This window comes from Pseudarthrobacter sp. AG30, assembly GCF_003116525.1.
In the GTDB taxonomy this organism is placed as follows: Bacteria; Actinomycetota; Actinomycetes; order Actinomycetales; family Micrococcaceae; genus Arthrobacter.
In genome coordinates this window covers 257,470-277,099 of the sequence record NZ_QEHL01000008.1, presented here as the reverse complement: position 1 = coordinate 277,099, position 19,630 = coordinate 257,470, and the positions used below count along the sequence as shown (strand labels likewise).

Annotated in this window: 13 protein-coding genes; 10 read left to right on the top strand and 3 right to left on the bottom strand. The window is 63.8% G+C overall.

From position 1 onward, the window contains the following. Positions 1 to 133, bottom strand: a 133-nt coding sequence (locus DC347_RS09005) for a helix-turn-helix domain-containing protein (RefSeq protein ID WP_133247077.1), incomplete at its 3' end; no start/stop codon positions are given. Between the two features lie 153 nt (positions 134 to 286). Here DC347_RS09005 and DC347_RS09000 point away from each other — a divergent pair. From DC347_RS09000 to DC347_RS08985, 4 genes are read left to right on the top strand one after another with little or no spacing between them, the layout of a single operon-like run. After that, the gene (locus tag DC347_RS09000; RefSeq protein ID WP_109045138.1) at positions 287 to 928 is read left to right on the top strand and encodes a hypothetical protein; all 642 of its coding nucleotides are present in this window, start codon (positions 287 to 289) and stop codon (positions 926 to 928) included. Beyond that, positions 925 to 2,229, top strand: a complete 1,305-nt coding sequence (locus tag DC347_RS08995; protein ID WP_109045123.1) for a P-loop NTPase — start codon at positions 925 to 927, stop codon at positions 2,227 to 2,229. Before DC347_RS09000 ends, DC347_RS08995 begins: the two co-directional genes overlap by 4 nt. 55 nt (positions 2,230 to 2,284) lie before the next feature. After that, a complete protein-coding gene (locus tag DC347_RS08990; RefSeq protein ID WP_109045122.1) occupies positions 2,285 to 7,138 on the top strand; it encodes an NAD-glutamate dehydrogenase in 4,854 nt (1,617 codons plus the stop codon). Between the two features lie 27 nt (positions 7,139 to 7,165). Further along, complete coding sequence (locus tag DC347_RS08985) at positions 7,166 to 8,632, top strand: sensor histidine kinase (protein WP_018760216.1); 1,467 nt, start codon at positions 7,166 to 7,168, stop codon at positions 8,630 to 8,632. A 135-nt stretch (positions 8,633 to 8,767) separates the two neighbouring features. On the opposite strand, the gene DC347_RS08980 is transcribed toward DC347_RS08985, so the two are convergent. After that, positions 8,768 to 9,016: a WhiB family transcriptional regulator gene (locus DC347_RS08980; protein ID WP_003804966.1), complete on the bottom strand. Its 249-nt coding sequence runs from the start codon at positions 9,014 to 9,016 to the stop codon at positions 8,768 to 8,770. Between the two features lie 230 nt (positions 9,017 to 9,246). On the opposite strand from DC347_RS08980, the gene DC347_RS08975 reads away from it, so the two are divergent. After that, complete coding sequence (locus DC347_RS08975) at positions 9,247 to 9,735, top strand: hypothetical protein (RefSeq protein WP_109045121.1); 489 nt, start codon at positions 9,247 to 9,249, stop codon at positions 9,733 to 9,735. Between the two features lie 98 nt (positions 9,736 to 9,833). Here DC347_RS08975 and DC347_RS08970 read toward each other — a convergent pair whose 3' ends face one another. Next, a complete protein-coding gene (locus DC347_RS08970; RefSeq protein ID WP_165838001.1) occupies positions 9,834 to 13,901 on the bottom strand; it encodes an FtsK/SpoIIIE domain-containing protein in 4,068 nt (1,355 codons plus the stop codon). Positions 13,902 to 14,082: 181 nt separating this feature from the next. On the opposite strand from DC347_RS08970, the gene DC347_RS08965 reads away from it, so the two are divergent. The 5 genes from DC347_RS08965 (at position 14,083) to DC347_RS08945 (ending at position 19,600) form a co-directional block, all read left to right on the top strand. After that, positions 14,083 to 14,667, top strand: coding sequence for an acyltransferase (locus DC347_RS08965; RefSeq protein ID WP_109045120.1), 585 nt, complete (start codon positions 14,083 to 14,085; stop codon positions 14,665 to 14,667). A 123-nt stretch (positions 14,668 to 14,790) separates the two neighbouring features. Next, the gene (gene glf / locus DC347_RS08960) at positions 14,791 to 15,978 is read left to right on the top strand and encodes a UDP-galactopyranose mutase (protein ID WP_109045119.1); all 1,188 of its coding nucleotides are present in this window, start codon (positions 14,791 to 14,793) and stop codon (positions 15,976 to 15,978) included. Further along, positions 15,975 to 17,996 carry a glycosyltransferase gene (locus tag DC347_RS08955; protein WP_109045118.1) on the top strand — a complete coding sequence of 674 codons (2,022 nt, stop codon included), beginning with the start codon at positions 15,975 to 15,977 and terminating at the stop codon, positions 17,994 to 17,996. The genes glf and DC347_RS08955 overlap by 4 nt, the downstream gene beginning before the upstream one ends. Then, positions 17,993 to 18,874: an ABC transporter permease gene (locus tag DC347_RS08950; protein ID WP_109045117.1), complete on the top strand. Its 882-nt coding sequence runs from the start codon at positions 17,993 to 17,995 to the stop codon at positions 18,872 to 18,874. Before DC347_RS08955 ends, DC347_RS08950 begins: the two co-directional genes overlap by 4 nt. Continuing rightward, positions 18,875 to 19,600: an ABC transporter ATP-binding protein gene (locus DC347_RS08945; protein WP_109045116.1), complete on the top strand. Its 726-nt coding sequence runs from the start codon at positions 18,875 to 18,877 to the stop codon at positions 19,598 to 19,600. It abuts the gene before it with no gap. Positions 19,601 to 19,630 lie beyond the last annotated feature (30 nt).

Sequence of the window (19,630 nt, the reverse complement as noted above, 5' to 3'; positions counted from 1 at the left end):
GTGACTGGGCAAGATAACCCCGGCCACCCACCTGGATGGCCTTCAGCTCGCCGCTGCGCACCAAGGCATACGCGGCTGGAGAATTAATCTGAAGCTGCTCAGCGACGTCTGCGAGCGTGAGAAACCTTGGCATGGACTCATTTTGCCATCAAGTGGCACAGCTTGTGCCCGTTATCCACATATTGGCAGGTTTTAGCCAAATGACTTTTGTTCCATCGGCCTTCCGGTAACAATGAGGAGTCCGGCCCCCGTGGGGAGGGTCCGGGATGCCAAGGGGGAGGACGGTATGGTTCCTGATTCAAGCGTCGGTGCTGCACGGCTCAAGCGTCCCTCGTGGAGAGACCCCCGGCTGTTGGTTGGCGTACTCCTGGTCCTGGTATCCATAGCGGGTGTCGTCTTTCTCGTAGGCAGCGCAGACCGGACAACCGAGGTCTACGCCGCCAGGGACGGCATTGCGGTGGGCGAACGACTCACTCCCGAGAACGTGGTGCGCGCCAAGGTCAGGCTGGGAGATACCGAGCAGCATTACATCACCGTGGCGGACGGGTTGCCGCAGGACGTGGTTGCCATGCAGCGCATTGGGAAAGACCAGCTCGTTCCGCGGTCAAGCCTCGGCGAAGTGGACCGGCTGGACCGGAAGCCTGTGGCTCTCACCATTGATCAGACGTTGCCGGCACAAGCCGTTGCCGGCGCCCGCGTCGATGTTTGGGTGGCGCAGCCGGATGCCAAGAACGGTTTCAGTGAGCCGAAGCTCCTCCTGCCCGGTGCGGAGATCACCGAAGTGGCCACGGGGTCCACGGCCCTTGGATCGTCGAAGACGACGGTTCTGATGGTACTGGTGGAGGACAAGCAGATGCCGGCGTTGCTGGGCGCGCAGGCAAATGAAGCAAAGATCTCGGTCGTCTGGAACCCCGGGGGCGCCCGATGAGCATTCCGGTGGTCACTGTGGGCCAAAGCCGGGAGGATGTGGTGGGCGGCCTGGAACGGCTGCACGGCCCCGTCACAGTGGTTCGGCGATGCGCTGAACTTCCGGAATTGCTGGCAGCCTGCCAGAGCGGCCTCGCCAGGGCTGCCGTCGTGGCCGAAGGTTCAGAAGGGCTGACTGCGTCCCTGGTTGACCGCCTTGGCGCTGTGGGGGTGGCAGTCATTGCCCTGACGGACAACGCCGATGAGGCGGACAGGCTCCGCAAGATCGGGGTGGCCTCGGCACTGACCGGGGTTCATTCCGCGGAGCTTTCGGACAGGATAGCGGACGCTGTTGCCCGCCTGACCGGTCTGGGTCGTCCTCCGGCGTTGAGCGCGGAAGCTGATACTGGAGCGGCGCTCGCCATTACTCCGGTTGAACCCAGGCCCGGCCCGGAGAATGCCGGGACGGGGAAGATCATCGCCGTATGGGGTCCGGCGGGGTCGCCCGGAAGGACCACGGTTGCAGCCAACATCGCCGGAGAAATGGCGGCTGACGGCCGGGAGGTCCTCCTTGTCGATGCCGACACCTACGGCGCAAGCGTAGCGGCAGTCCTGGGATTGCTGGATGAGTCGGCCGGGCTTGCCCAGGCGTGCAGGCTCGCCGACCAGGGGGCGCTGGACGCTGATGCGCTTCGGAAAGTGGCCTCAACCGTTGCCACCGCGTCAGGGACGTTCAGGGTCCTGACGGGGATAACCCGCGCTGACCGGTGGACCGAACTCAGGGCCACAGCTCTGGCCTTGGTCCTCGAGCGGGCCAGGCACATGGCGGACGTGGTGGTGGTCGATACCGGCTTCTGTCTTGAGGCTGATGAAGAACTCAGCTTCGACACCATGGCGCCGCGGCGGAATGCGGCGACGCTTTGCCCCCTTGAGGTGGCTGACACGGTCTATGCGGTCGGGGCAGCGGATCCGGTAGGGGTGCCCAGGCTGGTGCGGGCGCTCGCCGAACTGGAAACAGCGGTCCCACAGGCCGCACCTATCGTGGTCATGAACAAAGTGCGGGCCTCCTCCGTTGGCAGAAGTCCCGAGCGCCAGCTGAGGGATGCCTGGGAACGATACGGTCCGGCTTCCGGGCTCACCGCGTTTCTGCCGTACGACCCCGCTGCAGCCGACGCAGCGCTCTTGGCTGGATCCCTGTTGCACGAAGCTGCGCCGGAGTCGACGCTCCGCAGGGCGATCAGGGAACTGGTTTGTGCACCCGTCCAGCAAAAGTCCAAATCCTCTGTATCTTCTTCCACACCGCGGCGCAAGGCAAAGGACTAGGCTCGCCATAAGAGCTGCAAAGGTGCGGCGAATTTCTCTAGTGGAGGCGTTGTCGATGTCGTCTGGATCCGGTGTGGAGGATCAGCCCCTCTCCATTGAAGGCCTTGAAGGTTTCATGGGGGACTACTACCAGCACTTGGCGGAGGAGGACGCCCGGAGCTACCCTCGCGAGGTACTGGAGTCCCGGGCGCGGGAGCACCACACGACGGCGTCGGTCCGGCTGCCCGGGCAGGCAAAGATCTCAATCGCCGACGAGGAGGACAGCACCGTCATCTTCGTCGTTACTGACGACATGCCCTTCCTCGTCGATTCCGTGAACGCGGAACTGGTCCGGCAGCACGCAGCCATCAAACTGGTGGTCCACCCGCTGTTTGTCGCCACCAGGAATCGGGAAACCGGCGAGTTGGTAGAGGTTAACAGGGTCCCGGCCCACCTGGGCATTTCAAGTGGGGACACGGCCGCCATGCCGAACCTGTCGCACCTCATCGCCCAAGGTGAAAACGCCTCCCACATGGAGTCGTGGATCGCCGTCGAAATCCAGCGTATTCCGGACGACGCGAAGTCGTCCCTGCTTGCCGGACTGACCAGGGTACTCAAGGACGTCCGGGCCGCTGTCGAGGACTGGCCGAAGATGCGCCAAAAGGCGCTGGAAATCGCCAGAAGCCTGGACCAGGTGGCCAACCCCGCACAGATCGCCGAATTGCGCCAGGCCAAGGACCTGCTCCGCTGGCTGGACGACGGTAACTTCACGTTCCTCGGCTACCGCGAATACGACCTCTTGAACGTCGACGGGGAAGATGTCCTCGAGCTGCGCGAAGACAGCGGGCTTGGACTGTTGCGGGCGGCCGCCGATTCCCCCCACATCCAGCACCTCACCGATACCGGCCGGAAGAAGGCACGGGAAAAACGCGCCCTGGTCATTACGAAAGCCAATTCCCGCTCGACCGTGCACCGCTCGGCTTACCTCGACTACATCGGAATCAAGAGTTTCGATGCCGCAGGCAACGTCAACGGCGAGCGCCGCTTCATCGGACTTTTCGCCACGAGCGCTTACGCCGGCTCCGTCCGGGATATTCCGATCGTCCGCGAAAAGGTCGACGCTGTGCTGCAAACCGCGGGCTTCCCGCCGGACTCGCATTCCGGGAAGGATTTGCTGGGGATCCTCGAGACTTATCCGCGCGATGAGCTGTTCCAGATCGAAATTCCCGACCTCGCCGCAACGGCTTTGGGTATCCAGAAGCTTCAGGAACGTCGCCGCACCCGGTTGTTCCTCAGGCCCGACATCTACGGCCGCTTCATGTCCGCCGTCGTCTACCTGCCCCGTGACCGGTACACCACCAATGTCAGGCTGCGCATTGAGCAGGAACTGCGGGAAACGTTCCAGGCGGTCTCGATCGACTACGAAGCACGCATGACGGAGTCGGCCCTTGCCCGCCTGTTCTTCCGCATCCGCTTGCCCAAGAACGCCGATGTCAGCCACGTCAACAGCGAGGAGCTGGAAACGCGGCTGGTCCGGGCCGCGAGGTCCTGGAGTGAGGGCATCACCGAGGTCCTGCGCGAAGGGCGGGACCCGGCCGAGGCCAAGGAGCTCGCCGCCATCTGGGCCGAGGCGTTTCCCGCCAGCTACCGGGTGGACTACGAGGTAGAGGACGCGCTTGAGGATATTGCGCGCTTCGAGAAGTACGGAGCCGCCGCCGAACGGAGTGCGGACGCGCGGCAGGACCGTCCCGGCGTCCACGTCTACCTGCCCGAGGGGGCAGGCGCGACCTTGGAAGAGGACGCCCGGGTCAAGCTCTACATGCTGGAGCCCAAGAGCCTGAGCCAGATCCTTCCCTACTTCCACAACTTGGGTCTGGAAGTCCTGGACGAACGCCCGTTCGAGATCGAAACCGCCGACCACAGGGACTTCTTCCTTTACGACCTTGGGTTGAAATACCCTGCCGGCGTGGATCCGGTCAGCACGGGGGAACTCCTGGCCGAATCCTTTGGCGCCGCCATCACAGGAGCGGCGGAGTCTGACAGCTTCGACCGCCTGGTGCTGCGGGAGGGCCTGCACTGGCGGCAGATCACGGTGCTGCGGGCTTACGCACGCTACATGCGCCAGATGGGCAGCAGCAGTTCCTTCGGGTTCATGGCGGACACGCTCCTGGCCAACGCCGACGTGACCAAGGCCCTGATCGCGCTTTTCGCTGCCCGCTTTGACCCGGCCATGGACGACGACGGCCGCGCCGCCGCCCAGGCGTCCGTACGCCAGGACCTGGCAGCTGCCATTGAGAAGGTTGCCACACTGGACGCAGACCGCGTGCTGCGCACATTCGGCAACCTCATTGAGGCCACCCTGCGCACCAACTTCTTCCAGGACAAGCCGCATCTGAGCTTCAAGCTGGACCCGGCGCAGATCGAGGGGCTGCCGTTCCCGCGGCCGATGTTCGAAATCTGGGTCTATTCGCCCCGGGTGGAGGGCGTGCACCTGCGGTTCGGCAAGGTCGCCCGCGGTGGCCTTCGCTGGTCTGACCGGCGGGAGGACTTCCGTACCGAAGTCCTGGGCCTGGTGAAAGCGCAGACGGTCAAGAACGCCGTCATCGTTCCCACCGGAGCCAAGGGCGGCTTCTTCGCCAAGCAGCTTCCGGATCCGGCCGCCGACCGCGCGGCCTGGATGGCGGAAGGCGTCGAAAGCTACAAGACCTTCATCCGCGGCCTGCTGGACCTCACCGACAACCTGCTCACGGAAGGTAGCGGCGAGCGGCTTGTGCCGCCGTCGAACGTTGTCAGGCATGACGACGACGACTCCTACCTTGTCGTGGCGGCGGACAAGGGGACGGCTACTTTCTCGGACATCGCCAACGGGCTGTCGGCAGAATACGGATTCTGGCTGGGGGACGCGTTCGCTTCCGGCGGCTCCGTAGGCTACGACCACAAGGCCATGGGGATCACGGCCCGGGGCGCCTGGGAGTCGGTCAAGCGGCACTTCAGTGAGCTCGACCTCGACACCCAGACCGAGCCGTTCACGGTGGTGGGTGTGGGGGACATGTCCGGTGACGTGTTCGGAAACGGGATGCTGCTGTCCCGCCACATCAGGTTGCTTGCGGCATTCGACCACCGGCACATCTTCCTCGATCCCGCGCCGGACGAGGCATCCTCCTTCGCTGAGCGGCAGAGGCTGTTCGAGCTGCCCAGGTCCTCCTGGGACGACTACGACAAGTCGCTGATCAGTGAAGGCGGCGGCGTCTTCGCCCGGCAGGCCAAGTCCATTCCCGTATCCCCGCAAGTGCGCGCTGCACTCGGGCTGTCGGCCGAAACCACCGAACTCAGCCCGCCGGAGCTGCTGAGGGCCATCCTGCTGGCCCCGGCCGACCTGCTGTACAACGGCGGTATCGGCACTTACGTCAAGGCCAGTTCAGAATCCAACGCAACGGTGGGGGACAAGGCCAACGACGCCATCCGCGTCAACGGCCGGGATCTGCGCGTGAAAGTGGTGGGCGAAGGCGGAAACCTCGGCATGACCCAGCGCGGCCGCATCGAGGCGGCGTTGCAGGGGGTCATCCTCAACACTGATGCTATCGACAACTCTGCCGGCGTGGACTGCTCCGACCACGAAGTCAACATCAAGATCTTTGTTGACCGCATGGTCGCCGCAGGCAAGCTGCCGGCGGCCGAACGCGCGGACTTCCTGGCCTCCATGACCGACGAGGTGGGCCGGCTGGTCCTGGAAGACAACATCGACCAGAACATCCTGCTCCTGAACGACCGCAGCCGGGTGGCCGAGTGGAGCCCGAGCTACGAGCGGCTCATGGACTGGCTGGAGAAGAGCGCGGACCTGAAACGCGACCTGGAAGCATTGCCGACGACCGAAACCCTGCGTGACCGGCTGCAGCAGGGGCAGGGCCTGACTTCCCCTGAACTGTCGGTGCTGGCCGCCTATGCAAAGATCGAGCTGGCCTCGGCGCTTCGGGACAGCGACCTTGCCGACGATCCCTGGTTCCGGGCCACGCTGCGCTCCTATTTCCCGCACCAGCTGCGCGAACGCTTCGATGCGGAGCTGGACACGCATCCGCTGCGACGCGAAATCATCGCCACCGTGGTGGCCAACGACATGATCAACCTTGGCGGGATCACCTTCGCCTTCCGGGTCATGGAAGAAACGTCGGCCAGCGAAGTGGCCGTCGCCAAGGCGTTCGTGGCACTGCGGGAGGTGTACGAACTGGATGCGATGGTGGCCGAGTTGAACAGCCTGCCGGCTTCGTTCCCGACGGAGCACTGGAGCACCGTACACCTGGACATCCGCCGGCTCCTGGACCGTGCGGTCCGGTGGCTGCTGGGACAGGAAAGCGTCTCCCGCCCGATCGCAGAGGTAGTGGCGGAGTTCAAGCCGCTCATGGATCCGATGCGGGCCCGCCTGCTGGACTACCTGCGCGGGGATGACCGCGAACGGGTGTCCGAATGGCTGGCGAAGGGTCGCGAATGGGAACTCCCGGAGAGCCTGGCGTTGCGTTGGGCCGAGCTGTTCGAGAGCTTCGTGCTGCTGGATATTGCCAAGATCGCCCGATCCCGCAAGGACCCGGTAGAGGACATTGCGGCCACGTATTACACCGTGTTCAACCGGTTCCACGCGGATTCCTTGCTGGAACGGATCAGCAGCCTGCCCCGCCAGGACAGGTGGCAGGCGCTGGCGCGGGCCGCCTTGCGCGACGATCTGTACTCGACCGTGTCGGACATGACGACGGCGGTGCTGGACGCAACGTCAACGGCCGACTCACCGGAGGCGCGGCTCAAGGACTGGGAGGCGCAGAATGCCGAACAGCTGGGCAGGGCAAAGAGCATGTTCGACGAAGTGAACGCCCTGGAGGCCGACGACATGGCCTCACTGTCGGTAGCATTGAGGCTCTTGAGGTCAATCGTCCGACGCTAGCCTTGCGGCGTCGCAACTGGAGGTGCAGTGGCAATCTTTACGGACCCCATCAGGGAACACGCTGATTTCGGGCCGGGCGATGCCGAATGGCTGCACCTCCTGGTGGGGGACTGGCAGATGGTCGCGGACCTGGCGTTCGCCGACCTGGCACTGTGGTTCCCCCACCCGGAGCTTGGCTATGTCGCCCTGGCCCACGTGCGCCCTTCCACCACGCATACCGCGTTCCACAGCGACTTCGTGGGGGAAGGGATCCGCTCCGACCTGCAGCCGCTGGTGGACAAAGCCTGGAACAGCCGCTCCATTGAGCGGTCCAGCGAGACCAACTGGAACAGTGAGATGGCGCTTCGGGTGGAGGCGGTCCCGATGGTCCGGAACGGGCGGACGCTTGCGGTGGTCACCACGCATATGGACTTGTCCAGTTCGCGGATGCCGTCGCGGCTGGAGCTGACCTACCGGCAGTGCGCGTATGACCTGTTGCGAATGGGCACCCTGGGATTATGGCCGGACTTTGCCTCGCCTACCGGGTCGCGCCGGGGTGCACCCCGCGTGGGGGACGGCCTGATCCGGCTTGATGCCGATGGCGTGGTGCAGTATGCCAGCCCGAACGGTGTCTCCGCGTTCCGCCGCCTTGGCGACGGTGAATCCCTTGAAGGGCGTTCCCTTGCCGAGGTCACGGCCGGCCTCCTCAAGGACCGGCGGATGGTTGACGAGACCCTGCCGCTGGTGGTTACCGGGCGGATGCCGTGGCGCAGCGAGATCGAATCCCGCGGTGTCAGCCTGTCCCTGCGTGCCATCCCCCTGCGCGATGAACAGCAGCGCTTCGGTGCGTTGGTGCTCTGCCGGGACGTCTCGGAGCTGCGGCGGCGGGAAATGGAGTTGGTGACCAAAGATGCCACCATCCGAGAGATCCACCACAGGGTCAAGAACAATCTCCAGACGGTGGCTGCGCTGCTGCGGATGCAATCCAGGCGGATGGTGAGTGATGAGGCCAAACAGGGACTGGAACAAGCGATGCGCCGTGTGGCCACCATCGCCCTTGTGCATGAGACCCTGTCGCAGGGCTTGACCCAGAGCGTTGATTTTGACGAGCTGATTGGCCGCCAGTTCAGGCTGTCCGCCGAGGTTGCGTCCCCGTCACAGCAGGTACGGACTGAACGCTCCGGCACGTTCGGTGAGCTGCCCAGCGACCTGGCCACACCGCTTGCCCTGGTGATCAACGAACTGGTGACCAATGCCGTGGAGCACGGTCTTGAGGGGAGGGCCGGGACAGTGTGGCTCCTGGCCGACAGGTCCGAGGGGGAGGATGGCGAGGAACTGACGGTAACCATCGCAGACGACGGCGTGGGGCTCCCGGAGACCCCGCATGTCGAGGGGCTTGGATTGCAGATCGTGCGGACTTTGGTCACCAGTGAACTGGGCGGCACCATCACGTGGGAACGCCGGGAGGGCGGCGGAACCGAGGTCAAGATCAGGCTCAGCCTGCACGGGAAGTAGGCCACGGACCGTACGCGCCGATATGGCGCCCGGTGGTGGGTAAAACCAAACGACAGAGGCCCCGGACCGATCCTTGGGATCGATCCGGGGCCTCTGGTTGTAAGGTCCGTTTTAACGGTGCCGGCTGCCCGCCTTCTAGGACGCCCGGCGGGCGCGGGCGGCACGCCGCTTCAGGGCGCGGCGCTCATCTTCGCTCATGCCGCCCCAGACACCGGCATCCTGGCCGGATTCCAGAGCCCACTGGAGGCACGTGTCCACTACGGGGCACCGGCGGCAGACGCTCTTGGCTTCCTCGATCTGCAGGAGGGCCGGGCCTGTGTTTCCGACGGGGAAGAACAGTTCCGGGTCCTTGTCGAGGCACGCTGCGCGGTTACGCCAATCCATGCTGATCAGTTGCTCCATTTCTGGGAAGTGCCCTTTGTGAAATTATTCACTAGTGGCTACAAAGGAAAGGGGCCCTCTGGGCCCCCTTGGTCATCTGCATCAAGCCTGTCATGTTAACGCTGTGTAAACAAGGGGTAATAACGCCTGATATCAGTGGAAACCTGAGCGATGCATCACAGTGGCGGCTCCTGCCCTCACCAGTGTCCGACTATGTCCGGTAGGGTGCCAGTGTGTCAAGACCCCCGGTAAACCCAGCAGGTGTCCCAGCGATTCCGGACGAGCCCGGCAACGGACCCGGCCGCCCGGCCGACCAGCGTTCCACTCCCGCACCCGTTGCTGCCACCGTGGTGGCGTTGATTGCCGGTGCCGAAGCCCTTGCCCTGCTGGTTGCTGCAGGCTGGTACGGGTACGAGCTGTTCACCGGCAGCCCCGTGCTCTCTTTCTGGGGAGCTGTCTTCACTCTGGGCCTCCTGCTGGCCTTTTCGGCCTGGCTCTTTGCGGTATCCGTCTTCCTCTATCGCGGGTACCGGTGGACCCGGGCAGCGGCGCTGGTGGCCCAACTGTTCGTCCTGACGATTGGTGTCCCAACCTTGACCAGCGGCCTGGTCCTTGCGGGCGCGGCAATGGTGGTACCAGCGGCGGCCGCCATAGTTCTGCTGTTCTCCAACAGGGTGATCGGCCACGCGTCCCGAACGGGCAGTCCTCCCCCTGCTCTCTGACGCCCCTGCACCAGGCGCCACTGGTTCGTTCCTTGTAAACGTCCGGACTGGGTAACGAACGCCCGGATCTGGGGCAACGGCAGGGAACACCCGGCAGTTCAGGGTGCGGCCCCTGCCCACCCCACCTGCAGGGCACACGACCGTCCCTCAGAAATCAGGATGCCACGCCCGCGCGGCAGATTCGCCTCCACCTCAAACCGGACCCCGAACAGGTCACCCTCGGCCATCGTCCGCGGGCACATCAGAAGACCGAGGCCGGCCGCCCGGGCGTTCATGATCAAAGGAACGCGTTGTGGCAGCAACGGGCTGTACCTTGCGGTGACCACCATCGGATAGCCCAAACCGCTCAGGTGGCCCAGGTCCTTCACTGCCGCGGGGTCCAGAAGGTCTACATCGTCGACGAGCAGCAGCGTGTCGGGCGAAAGCTCTCCGGCCTGGGCCTGCTCCAGCACGCCCCGCCAAAGGTTTCCGGCTTTCATGTGCGGCACGGGGCTTGACAAAACTCCCTTGCCGGAATTGAGCGTTTCTATAGCGTGCAGCACGTTGCTCTTGCCACTTTCGGGACCGCCGAGGACTGCCATCACGGCGCCGGCTGGAATCCGGACGGCGATCGCATCGAGCTCGTCGCCTGCCACGCCCAGCAGGACGGCCCGGGCTTGCCCGGTTCCTGCGGAGGCGTCTGCAGTGCCAGTTTGCCCGTTCTCGGCACCAGTCCGGAACGCTGTGCTGCGCCCGGCACGTGCCGTGACCTCGCCGGCGGTGATCATAGCCGGGAGGGGTTCGACCCTGAACGGCGGCGATGCCGCAGGCAGGCCGTCCCTGCAGGGAGATGGTTGCCCGTGGCCAGCGAGGGATTCTCGGTAAAACTGGCAGACCGTCGGGCCGCCGGCGGCTGCAGGCCCAAATGCGACAGCCCTTCCCGACACCGGGGGAACGGAGGGCATCCGGGGCCATGCGGCACGGCTCTCTTCGGTGGAGCCGGACGGAAAATAGAAGCGGTTGGGGATGGATGCGTAGAACCTCGCTGCGACCAGTTCGCGTTCACCGGAAAGCAACAGAGTTATTCCAGCCTTGCTCCCGTCGCGGGCGAGGTCCTGGACCAGGTCTTCGGCCCAGGCCAATGGGCCGGACCGGAACGCTGAAACCCAGGAGCCCCAGCCAGACACAATGAGAACCAGGGGTACCTCCCCAACGGCCGGCCGGCTAAGTCGCCTCCCTAGTTCGCGGGTAAGACGTTCCAGGATTCGGACTCCCCGGCGCAACTCGTGGATACCGGCGTGGGCCCCGGTCCGGCCGGCGTGCGCAAAGGGCAAAAAGCTTCCCGTACTGTCCAGGACATAGAAGTGGGCTTCGGACGGGCTGGCCATCAATCTTCCGGCCGTCAGTTCAAGGGCTTCCGGCGCGCCGGAGGTGGAACTGCCAAGGAAGGCGGCATGCCCATCGATGGCAGGGCTCCAGGCCAGAGTCACCACCTTCTGCTTCTGGGGCAGATCCATCAGTCCCAGGCGCACACAGCCTTCGTCGTCGCCAGGTCCAGCGGGCATGGACCGTGCTGCCTGGTATCCGTCGGATGAAAAATCCTGCCCCGGTTCTTCCAGGTCTGCCGGCAAGGGAGGAGCCACCGGTCTCCGGGGGACCTGTTTGCCATGCGCCGTGCACAGGGATTCCACGAGTGCCACCAGGGGAGCCGCCGCCGTGGCAGGGGTTGGCGCAGGGGACGGCGGGGACGGGGCCGCCGCTTCCCGGGGAGCAAGGTACGTGGTTGTCGGCTGGATGACGACCGGACCGTGCAGCTGATCCTCGGAAATGGGTGGCAGGGACGCGGCCTGGAACGCTTCAGCAGGTTCCGCGCCGCGGGCGAGGAACGCACGGCCCGGAGTATCCACTCCGATGGCCGCCGCGGCCTTCGAATTGATGATGTCCACTGACTCCATGTCCGACTGCACGCGGAGGGCAATGCTGGAGGTGACGTTCGCCCGGATGTCGGCCGTCAATGCACCCTGTGGCCGTTGCGTGGCCATCACAAGATGGATACCCAGCGACCGCCCTATGGAAGCGATCCGCAGCAGCTCACGCAGCACTTCCGGAGCATCGTCAACAAGCATCCTGAACTCGTCGATGATGACAACAAGGTGGGGGAGGTTGAAATCCTTGGCCGCGTGCGAGGACCTGTACGCTGCGAGGTCCGGTACGGCGGCTGCCGAGAGGTGCTCCTCACGGAGTCTGACTTCTGCCCGCAGCGACATCAGGGTGCGTTCCATTTCGGCGCCGGTCAGGTCGGTTTGAAGTCCGACACAGTGGACCAAGCCGTGGAGTGGACCCAAGCCGGAGCCACCTTTGAAATCGACGAAGAAGAAGTTGACGCGCTCAGGCGGGTAGCTCAGGGCGAGCGCCAGGGTAAGGGTCCGGAGCAATTCCGATTTTCCTGAGCCCGTGGTGCCTGCTATGAGCACATGGGGACCGTCGGCCTGCAGGTCCAGGGTCCTCGGGCCGGCCGCACCCAGGCCCAGTGGCACCGCGAGCCCCGGGCTTTCCGCTGCGGCTTCCCAGCGTCTCGCGGTCTCAGCCGCCGTCATGGGCAGGATCTCGCTGAGGGCGACGGTGGCCGGAACGGAGCGCACGTGCCCGTCCTCCCGTTTGGGCGCCTTCGCCAGGCGTCGGCAGAGCGTGGTGAACACTGCCTCAGGTAGAAGGTCCGGGACAAAGACCGGCTTGTCGTGGTCAAGGAGCATGACCGACCTGCCCTCGGACAAAAACACGTCAGCTAAAGGGGATTCGGTGTGCTCCGGAAGAAAATGAAGAACCTGCCAACCCCGTTCCACAGCGGCTTCACGGACTTTGACGTCGCCCTCGTCCGCCGGGTCCGTACTGCGGATCAACAGGACACTTCGCTCTGAACCTGATGGGCCACCTCCTTCGATGACCCGGAGGGCGGCATCAGTTGTTCCGGTGAGGATTGCCCTGGGAAGATACCGGGCGGCCAACGGCAGATCCTTCGGCCGGCCGTGGACGACCACCCCCGTCGTGTCAGCCAAGGGGTAGCCCGCAAGTTGCATGACGAGGGACCTGATGGCGCCGTCTATGACCGCCGAAGAGCCCGCAATAATGGTGAGCGGCCGGCGCGGGTCAAGGACGATGGGGACCCGCCCAACCGGGTGGATGGACTGGACGGCGCGTGCCGGCTCAATTCGGACATTGGCGTACTGGTCCATTTCGCCCAACCTCAGCCACACGCCGTCGGACGCCAAATGGGGCACCGGCGTCTGGGTGCTCCGGTGCGCTGCCAGGGCAACGAGGGCAAGGGACGGGGCGCACCGGCGCCGGCGTTCCCTGTCTTCCCGCACTGCCGCTTGAACAGCAGCCGCCAATTGCTGCCTCTGCCGCCGGCCGCTGATGACGGGCACGAGGACAGAAAACGCGGACGCCGCCGAGAAGGCAAGGAACATCCACATCCCGGTAACCACCGCAAGCCCCACGCCAATCGCCAGCGGGAGAACTGCGGCCAGCAGCAGCAGTGCGCGGTTGCCGGCCTCAGCCCCGCCGGAGACAAGGATGGGTTCGGCCACGGATTTTCCGGCATCGGCCAGGACCCTCTCCGACTGGTCAGAAAACATCAGCGACATGGTGGACTGCCCGCACCTGATACCGGAATCCGTGGAGATGGCAGTATTCCGGATCCTCTCACCGTCGACGTAGGTGCCATTTGCACTGTCCAGGTCGATCAGGATGATATCCGTGTCCGTGACGACAAGGCGTGCGTGCTCGCGCGACAACTCCGGATCCGGTATGACAACGCGCGTACCGCTGCGACCTATGGTGTAGCTGCCTCGCCGGATCGGGATGACTGTTCCCGCAGCAGCGCCGCTGTGAATGGCGAGTGCCAGCGGGGCCGCGGTATCAGCGGCCCGGAGACGACGCGGCCGTTGCCCTGACTGCGAGGTGCCGCCGTCGACAAGAATTGCCGCGCTTACCAACGGCGGAATTCCGGAGACCAACGAACGGAGATCACGTCCGTCCACAGTGACCGGCCCGGTGCCGAATTTTGTCGACAACTGTTCGTTGATGTCCGCTCCCGGCGTGCCGGGCGGGGCCTCGATGGAAAGTTCGAGAGGAGCCCGGAGATGTGGGGAGCCCGGACCACCAACCAAGGTGCAATGCAGGGTCATGGGTGCCAATCCTTCGTGCGTATTGCGTCACGCTATCCATGAAGGGAAAGCCTGGGGAGCCGTTTCGGGCTCTATGTGGAAAACCCTGCCAGGGAGTCCTGCTTGCACGGCGGGAGCTCGGCTAGGATCGCTACACCCGGTCCCCTCAAAAAGCGGGCCATGAGCAGCAAGGGAGAATCCTTTGGGCACCATCGCGGACAGTGCTGACGTTGATGCAGGCGCGAGTATCGGAGCGGGCACCAAAGTGTGGCATCTGGCGCAGGTTCGGGAGGCGGCGCGCTTGGGGGAGAACTGTGTCGTGGGCCGTGGCGCCTACATCGGCCCCGGCGTGGTTTTGGGGGATAACTGCAAGGTGCAGAATTACGCCTTGGTATACGAACCGGCGGTTCTTGGGGCGGGGGTCTTTATTGGTCCGGCAGTGGTCCTGACCAATGATGTCTTTCCCCGCGCTGTTACTCCGGAAGGGATCCTCAAGACAGAGGAGGACTGGGAAAAAGTGGGCGTGACGATCCTCGAGGGAGCTGCTGTTGGTGCCCGCGCAGTCTGCATAGCGCCCGTGACCATCGGCGCGTGGGCGATGGTGGCGGCCGGCGCTGTGGTCACAAAGGACGTGCCGGACTTCGCTCTCGTGGCGGGAGTCCCCGCCCGGCGCATCGGCTGGGTGGGCAAGGCCGGCCAACCATTGGTCAGCGAAGGTAGCCAATGGCTCTGCCCCGAAACACGGGATGCGTATATCGAGCGGGCCGGGGTCCTGCGGCCCGCCTGAGGTCGGATGTGCGACGGACCACAAGGGCCCGGCGGATTCGACGGACGTTATGGTCCCTCGGGTAGGCTAGAACAGCAGACGATGCACTCCATTGTGCTGCCCGTATTCAAACCAGGAGATTTTGTGACCGCTGACCTCGTCATTGTAGGGTCCGGCTTTTTTGGCCTGACAATCGCAGAACAGGCCGCTAGCGAGCTCGGCCTGAAGGTCGTCGTCCTCGACCGCCGCCACCATATCGGCGGCAACGCCTACAGCGAAAAGGAAGAGCAGACCGGTATCGAAATCCACCGGTATGGCGCCCACCTTTTCCACACGTCCAACGAGCGTGTGTGGGAATACGTCAACAGGTTCACCACCTTCACGAATTACGTGCACAAGGTCTATGGCGTCCACAAGGGAGAGGTGTACTCCCTCCCCATCAACCTGGCGACCATCAACCAGTTCTTCCGGGCCAACCTCACCCCCGGCCAGGCGCGGGACCTCATCCAGGAACAAGCCGGGGAACTTGCAGGGACCGATCCCCAGAACCTCAATGACAAGGGCATCCAACTGATTGGCCGTCCCCTGTACGAGGCCTTTATCAAGCACTACACCGGGAAGCAGTGGCAGACGGACCCCAAGGACCTGCCGGCGGGCATCATTTCGAGGCTGCCCGTGCGCTACAACTACGACAACCGGTACTTCAACGACAAGTACGAGGGCCTGCCCACCAACGGCTACACCGCGTGGATCGAGAAGATGGCCGAGCACCCGAACATCGAGGTGCGCTTGAATACCGACTTCTTCGACGAATCGCACGAATACAGCAAGAACAAAGTTGTCGGCAAGATCCCCGTGGTCTACACGGGTCCGGTGGACCGCTACTTCGACTACGCCGAGGGTGACCTGTCCTGGCGGACCATCGACTTCGAAGAAGAAGTACTTGATGTCGGCGACTTCCAGGGCACTTCCGTCGTCAATTACAACGACGACGACGTCTCCTACACCCGCGTCATCGAACCCCGCCATTTCCACCCCGAACGCGACTACCAGACCGAAAAAACGGTCATCATGCGGGAGTTCTCGCGATTTGCCGAAAAGGGCGACGAACCGTACTACCCCGTCAACACCTCCGCCGACAGGGAGCGACTGCTCAAGTACCGCGACCTCGCAGCCGCCGAAACCGACGTCTTGTTTGGCGGCCGGCTGGGCACCTACAAATACCTGGACATGCACATGGCTATTGGATCCGCGCTAAGCATGTTCGATAACAAGATCCGGCCGCACTTCGAAAGCGGCGTGAAGCTGGAAAGTGGAGGCGTAGACGCATGAGCGTGTCAACTGCGAACCAGAAAAAAGCCGCCGTTGGGGCAGCTGACGAGTCGTCGGCGAACTGGAATACCCTTCAGCGGGTCATCCTGCCCAGCGCAAGCCAGATGGACACGGCCCCCCTGTATATGGACATGGGCACGGCAACCGGCATCCAACTCCCCACAATCGGCGACGGGGACGGAAAAGACACCAAGCCCCGGACCATCAGCAGCCCCTCGAAGGAGGCGCACGTCGAGGACTTCCTCTCGCGGCACTCCACTTCCGTGAGGTCGGGGGAGCGGGTCTCCTTCGGCACCTACTTCAACGCATTCCCCGCCAGCTACTGGCGTCGGTGGACAACCGTGGACAAAATCCGGTTGCAGGTCCGCACCCAAGGCGCCGGTTCAGTCATCGTCTACAAGTCGAACGCCCGCGGATCACTGCAGCGGGTGGATACCCGCCGTGTCGAGGGAATCTCGGAAAGCCATTTTGAACTGTCGCTTGCTCCGTTTGGGGACGGTGGATGGTACTGGTTCGACCTGTTGGCCGGAACCGAGCCTCTGATCATGCTCGACGCTGAGTGGCAAGGGCCTGCCGTCGAGAGCACACCGGGATCGGTCACCCTCCAGATCACGACGCTCAACAAGACCGACTTCTGCTTGAACAACCTCAGCCTCCTGGCCGAGAGCGCCGAAGCTTTGGAGCACGTGCAGGAGATCCTGATCGTTGACCAGGGCACACAGAAACTCTCCGACGCACCCGGATTCGATGAGGTCAAAGAGGCCCTTAACGGCAAACTCAGGATCATCAACCAGTCCAACCTGGGCGGCTCCGGGGGATTCGCACGCGGAATGTTCGAGGCCGTCGAAAACGGCAGCGACTACGTCCTGCTGATGGACGACGACATCGTCGTTGAGCCGGAAAGCATCATCCGCCTGCTCACCTTCGCGGACCGGTGCAAGACGCCGACCTTGGTTGGCGGACACATGTTCGACCTGTACAACCGGACAGTCCTGCATACATTTGGCGAAGTCGTCAACCCTTACCGGTTCCAGCCGGCCCTTCCCAGCGAGGACATGATCCTCGGGCACGACTTCCTGTCGTCCAACCTGCGCCAGACCTCGTGGCTGCACCGGCGCTGCGACGTTGACTACAACGGCTGGTGGATGTGCCTGATCCCCACCAAAGTCATCCGCGACATTGGACTTTCGCTTCCCCTGTTTATCAAGTGGGACGACGCCGAGTATGGCCTGCGGGCAAAGGAACACGGCTACCCCACGGTCTCCCTTCCCGGCTCTGCAGTGTGGCACGTCTCCTGGATCGACAAGGATGACCTGGTCGGTTGGCAGGCGTACTTCCATTCCCGCAACCGCGTGGTGGCCGCGTTGCTCCACAGCCCCTACGAGTTCGGCGGCGAAGTGGTCAAGGCGTCACAGTACGGGGACGTCAAGCACATGGTCTCCATGCAGTACGCCACAGCCCAAGGCCGGCAGTGGGCGCTGGAGGATGTCCTGAAGGGACCGGAAGCCCTCCCCGACCTGTTGTCGACCAAGCTGCCGGAAATCCGGGAGATGATGTCCGGGCACTCCGACGCCGTCTTCCGCCCGGACCCGGAGGACTTCCCGGCTCCGAAGATGGACAAGCCGCCCCGCCGCGGCCACGGACCGTCCCAGCCCTCCAGGATCACCCTCCTGCCTTGGGCTGCCAAGACCATTGCCCGGCAACTGGTTAAGCCGGTCACGGGAACCAGTGCCGAACGTCCGCAGACGACTGTGGCGCACCAGGACAACCGGTGGTGGCGCATGGCGCAGTACGACAGCGCCGTGGTCTCGAACGCTGAGGGAACCGGCGCCTCATGGTACCGGCGCGATCCGAAGCGGCTGCGGACGATGCTGGCCGAAAGCGGCCGGCTCCACGCTGCGCTGCTCCGGGAGTGGCCGGCGCTCAGCAGGAAGTACAAGTCGGCCATGAACGATCTGACATCGATCGAATCGTGGCGGAAGACGTTTGAGCAGCACACGCAGAATGAGATCAAGTGAGCGTTATCTCGACCGGTGAGTTGACGACGCCCGGGTTGGGCGGGGGTCTGCGGGACATCAAGCAGTCGAGCTTCCTGCTCAAGCTGCTGGTGCGGAAAGAACTCAAGGTCCGCTACCGGGGCTCGGTTCTCGGACTGCTGTGGTCCTACGTGAAACCGGGCGTCCAATTCATCGTCTTTTACGTGGCGCTGGGAATCTTTCTCGGACTGGAGCGGAGTCCCAGGAACCCGGACGGGTTGGCGAACTACGCCGTTTACCTGTTCTCCGGCATCGTCCTGATCAACTTCTTTTCCGAGGCCCTGGGCAACGCGGCACGGTCCATCGTGATGAACGGAAACCTGATCAAGAAGATCTACCTTCCGCGCGAACTGTTCCCCGTCGCTTCCGTCTGGGTGTCTGCGGTGCATTTCTTTCCGCAGCTCGTGGTGCTGGTGGTGGGGTGTGTCTTCGCCGGCTGGCACCCCAACGTCATCCAGCTGCTTGCTGCCGTGGCGGGTTTCATCATCGTCGGAATGCTCGCCACCGGCCTGGGCTTGCTGTTTGGCGCTGCCAACGTCTACTTCCGCGACTCGGAAAACCTCGTGGACATGCTCCTGATGGTTGCCACTTGGGCTTCGCCCGTGATGTACGCGTGGTCCATGGTTGAGCAGAAGCTTGGAAGCACAGCATTTGCCATTTACCAGGCGAACCCGATCACCATCGGGGTGGAACTGTTCCACTACGCGTTCTGGTACCCCACCACCGACGGTTCGGCGGCGATGCCACCCAACCTTTTCGGTCTGTGGCTTCCGGTGGGCCTGGTGGTCGCGGTGGTCATTGTTGTTCTGGGTCAGTACACCTTCCGGCGCCTTGAGGGCCGTTTCGCACAGGAGCTCTAAGTGGTCACGGCAATCGAAGTTTCGAACATCAGCAAACAATTCGTCTTGCGCCACACCCGGTCCCTGAAAGAGGCCGTGGTGTGGTTGGCGAAAGGGCGCAAGGGCGATCTCTCCGAGAAGTTCCATGCGCTGAAGAACGTCTCCGTAGAAGTCCAGGCGGGCGAAACGGTTGCACTCCTGGGGCTGAACGGGTCAGGAAAGTCGACACTGCTGAAGCACATCTCGGGCGTCATGCTGCCTGACACCGGCACCGTCAAGACGCGGGGACGCGTCGCGGGCCTCATCGAGGTCGGCGCCGGCTTCCACCCCGACCTCTCGGGCAGGGACAACGTCTTCCTGAATGGGGCCATCCTCGGGATGACCGAGCAGCAGGTCAAGGACCGATTCGACGAGATCGTCGAATTCTCGGAGATCGGCCAATTCATCGATACCGAGGTGAAGTTCTACTCGTCCGGTATGTACTTGCGGCTCGCTTTTTCCGTCGCGGTCCACACCGACCCCGAGGTCTTCCTGATTGACGAGATTCTCGCCGTTGGCGATGAGCCCTTCCAACGGAAGTGCATCGACAAGATCCAGGAGCTCGCCCGCGACGGCAAGACCTTGGTGGTCGTGAGCCACGACCTGGACCTGGTGTCCAGGATCTGTGAACGGGGCATCCTGCTCGAACACGGGAACGTGAAGTTCGACGGCTCCATCCACGACGCGGTTGCGATCCTGCGGTCCTGACCCCGCGCACCCGGCCCGACCTTTGATGAC

Coding starts and splice junctions, on each gene's coding strand:
- DC347_RS09000 (WP_109045138.1), top strand. CDS start 287: ATGGTTCCTGATTCAAGCGTCGGTGCTGCACGGCTCAAGCGTCCCTCG.
- DC347_RS08995 (WP_109045123.1), top strand. CDS start 925: ATGAGCATTCCGGTGGTCACTGTGGGCCAAAGCCGGGAGGATGTGGTG.
- DC347_RS08990 (WP_109045122.1), top strand. CDS start 2,285: ATGTCGTCTGGATCCGGTGTGGAGGATCAGCCCCTCTCCATTGAAGGC.
- DC347_RS08980 (WP_003804966.1), bottom strand. CDS start 9,016: ATGGATTGGCGTAACCGCGCAGCGTGCCTCGACAAGGACCCGGAACTG.
- DC347_RS08970 (WP_165838001.1), bottom strand. CDS start 13,901: ATGACCCTGCATTGCACCTTGGTTGGTGGTCCGGGCTCCCCACATCTC.
- DC347_RS08955 (WP_109045118.1), top strand. CDS start 15,975: ATGAGCGTGTCAACTGCGAACCAGAAAAAAGCCGCCGTTGGGGCAGCT.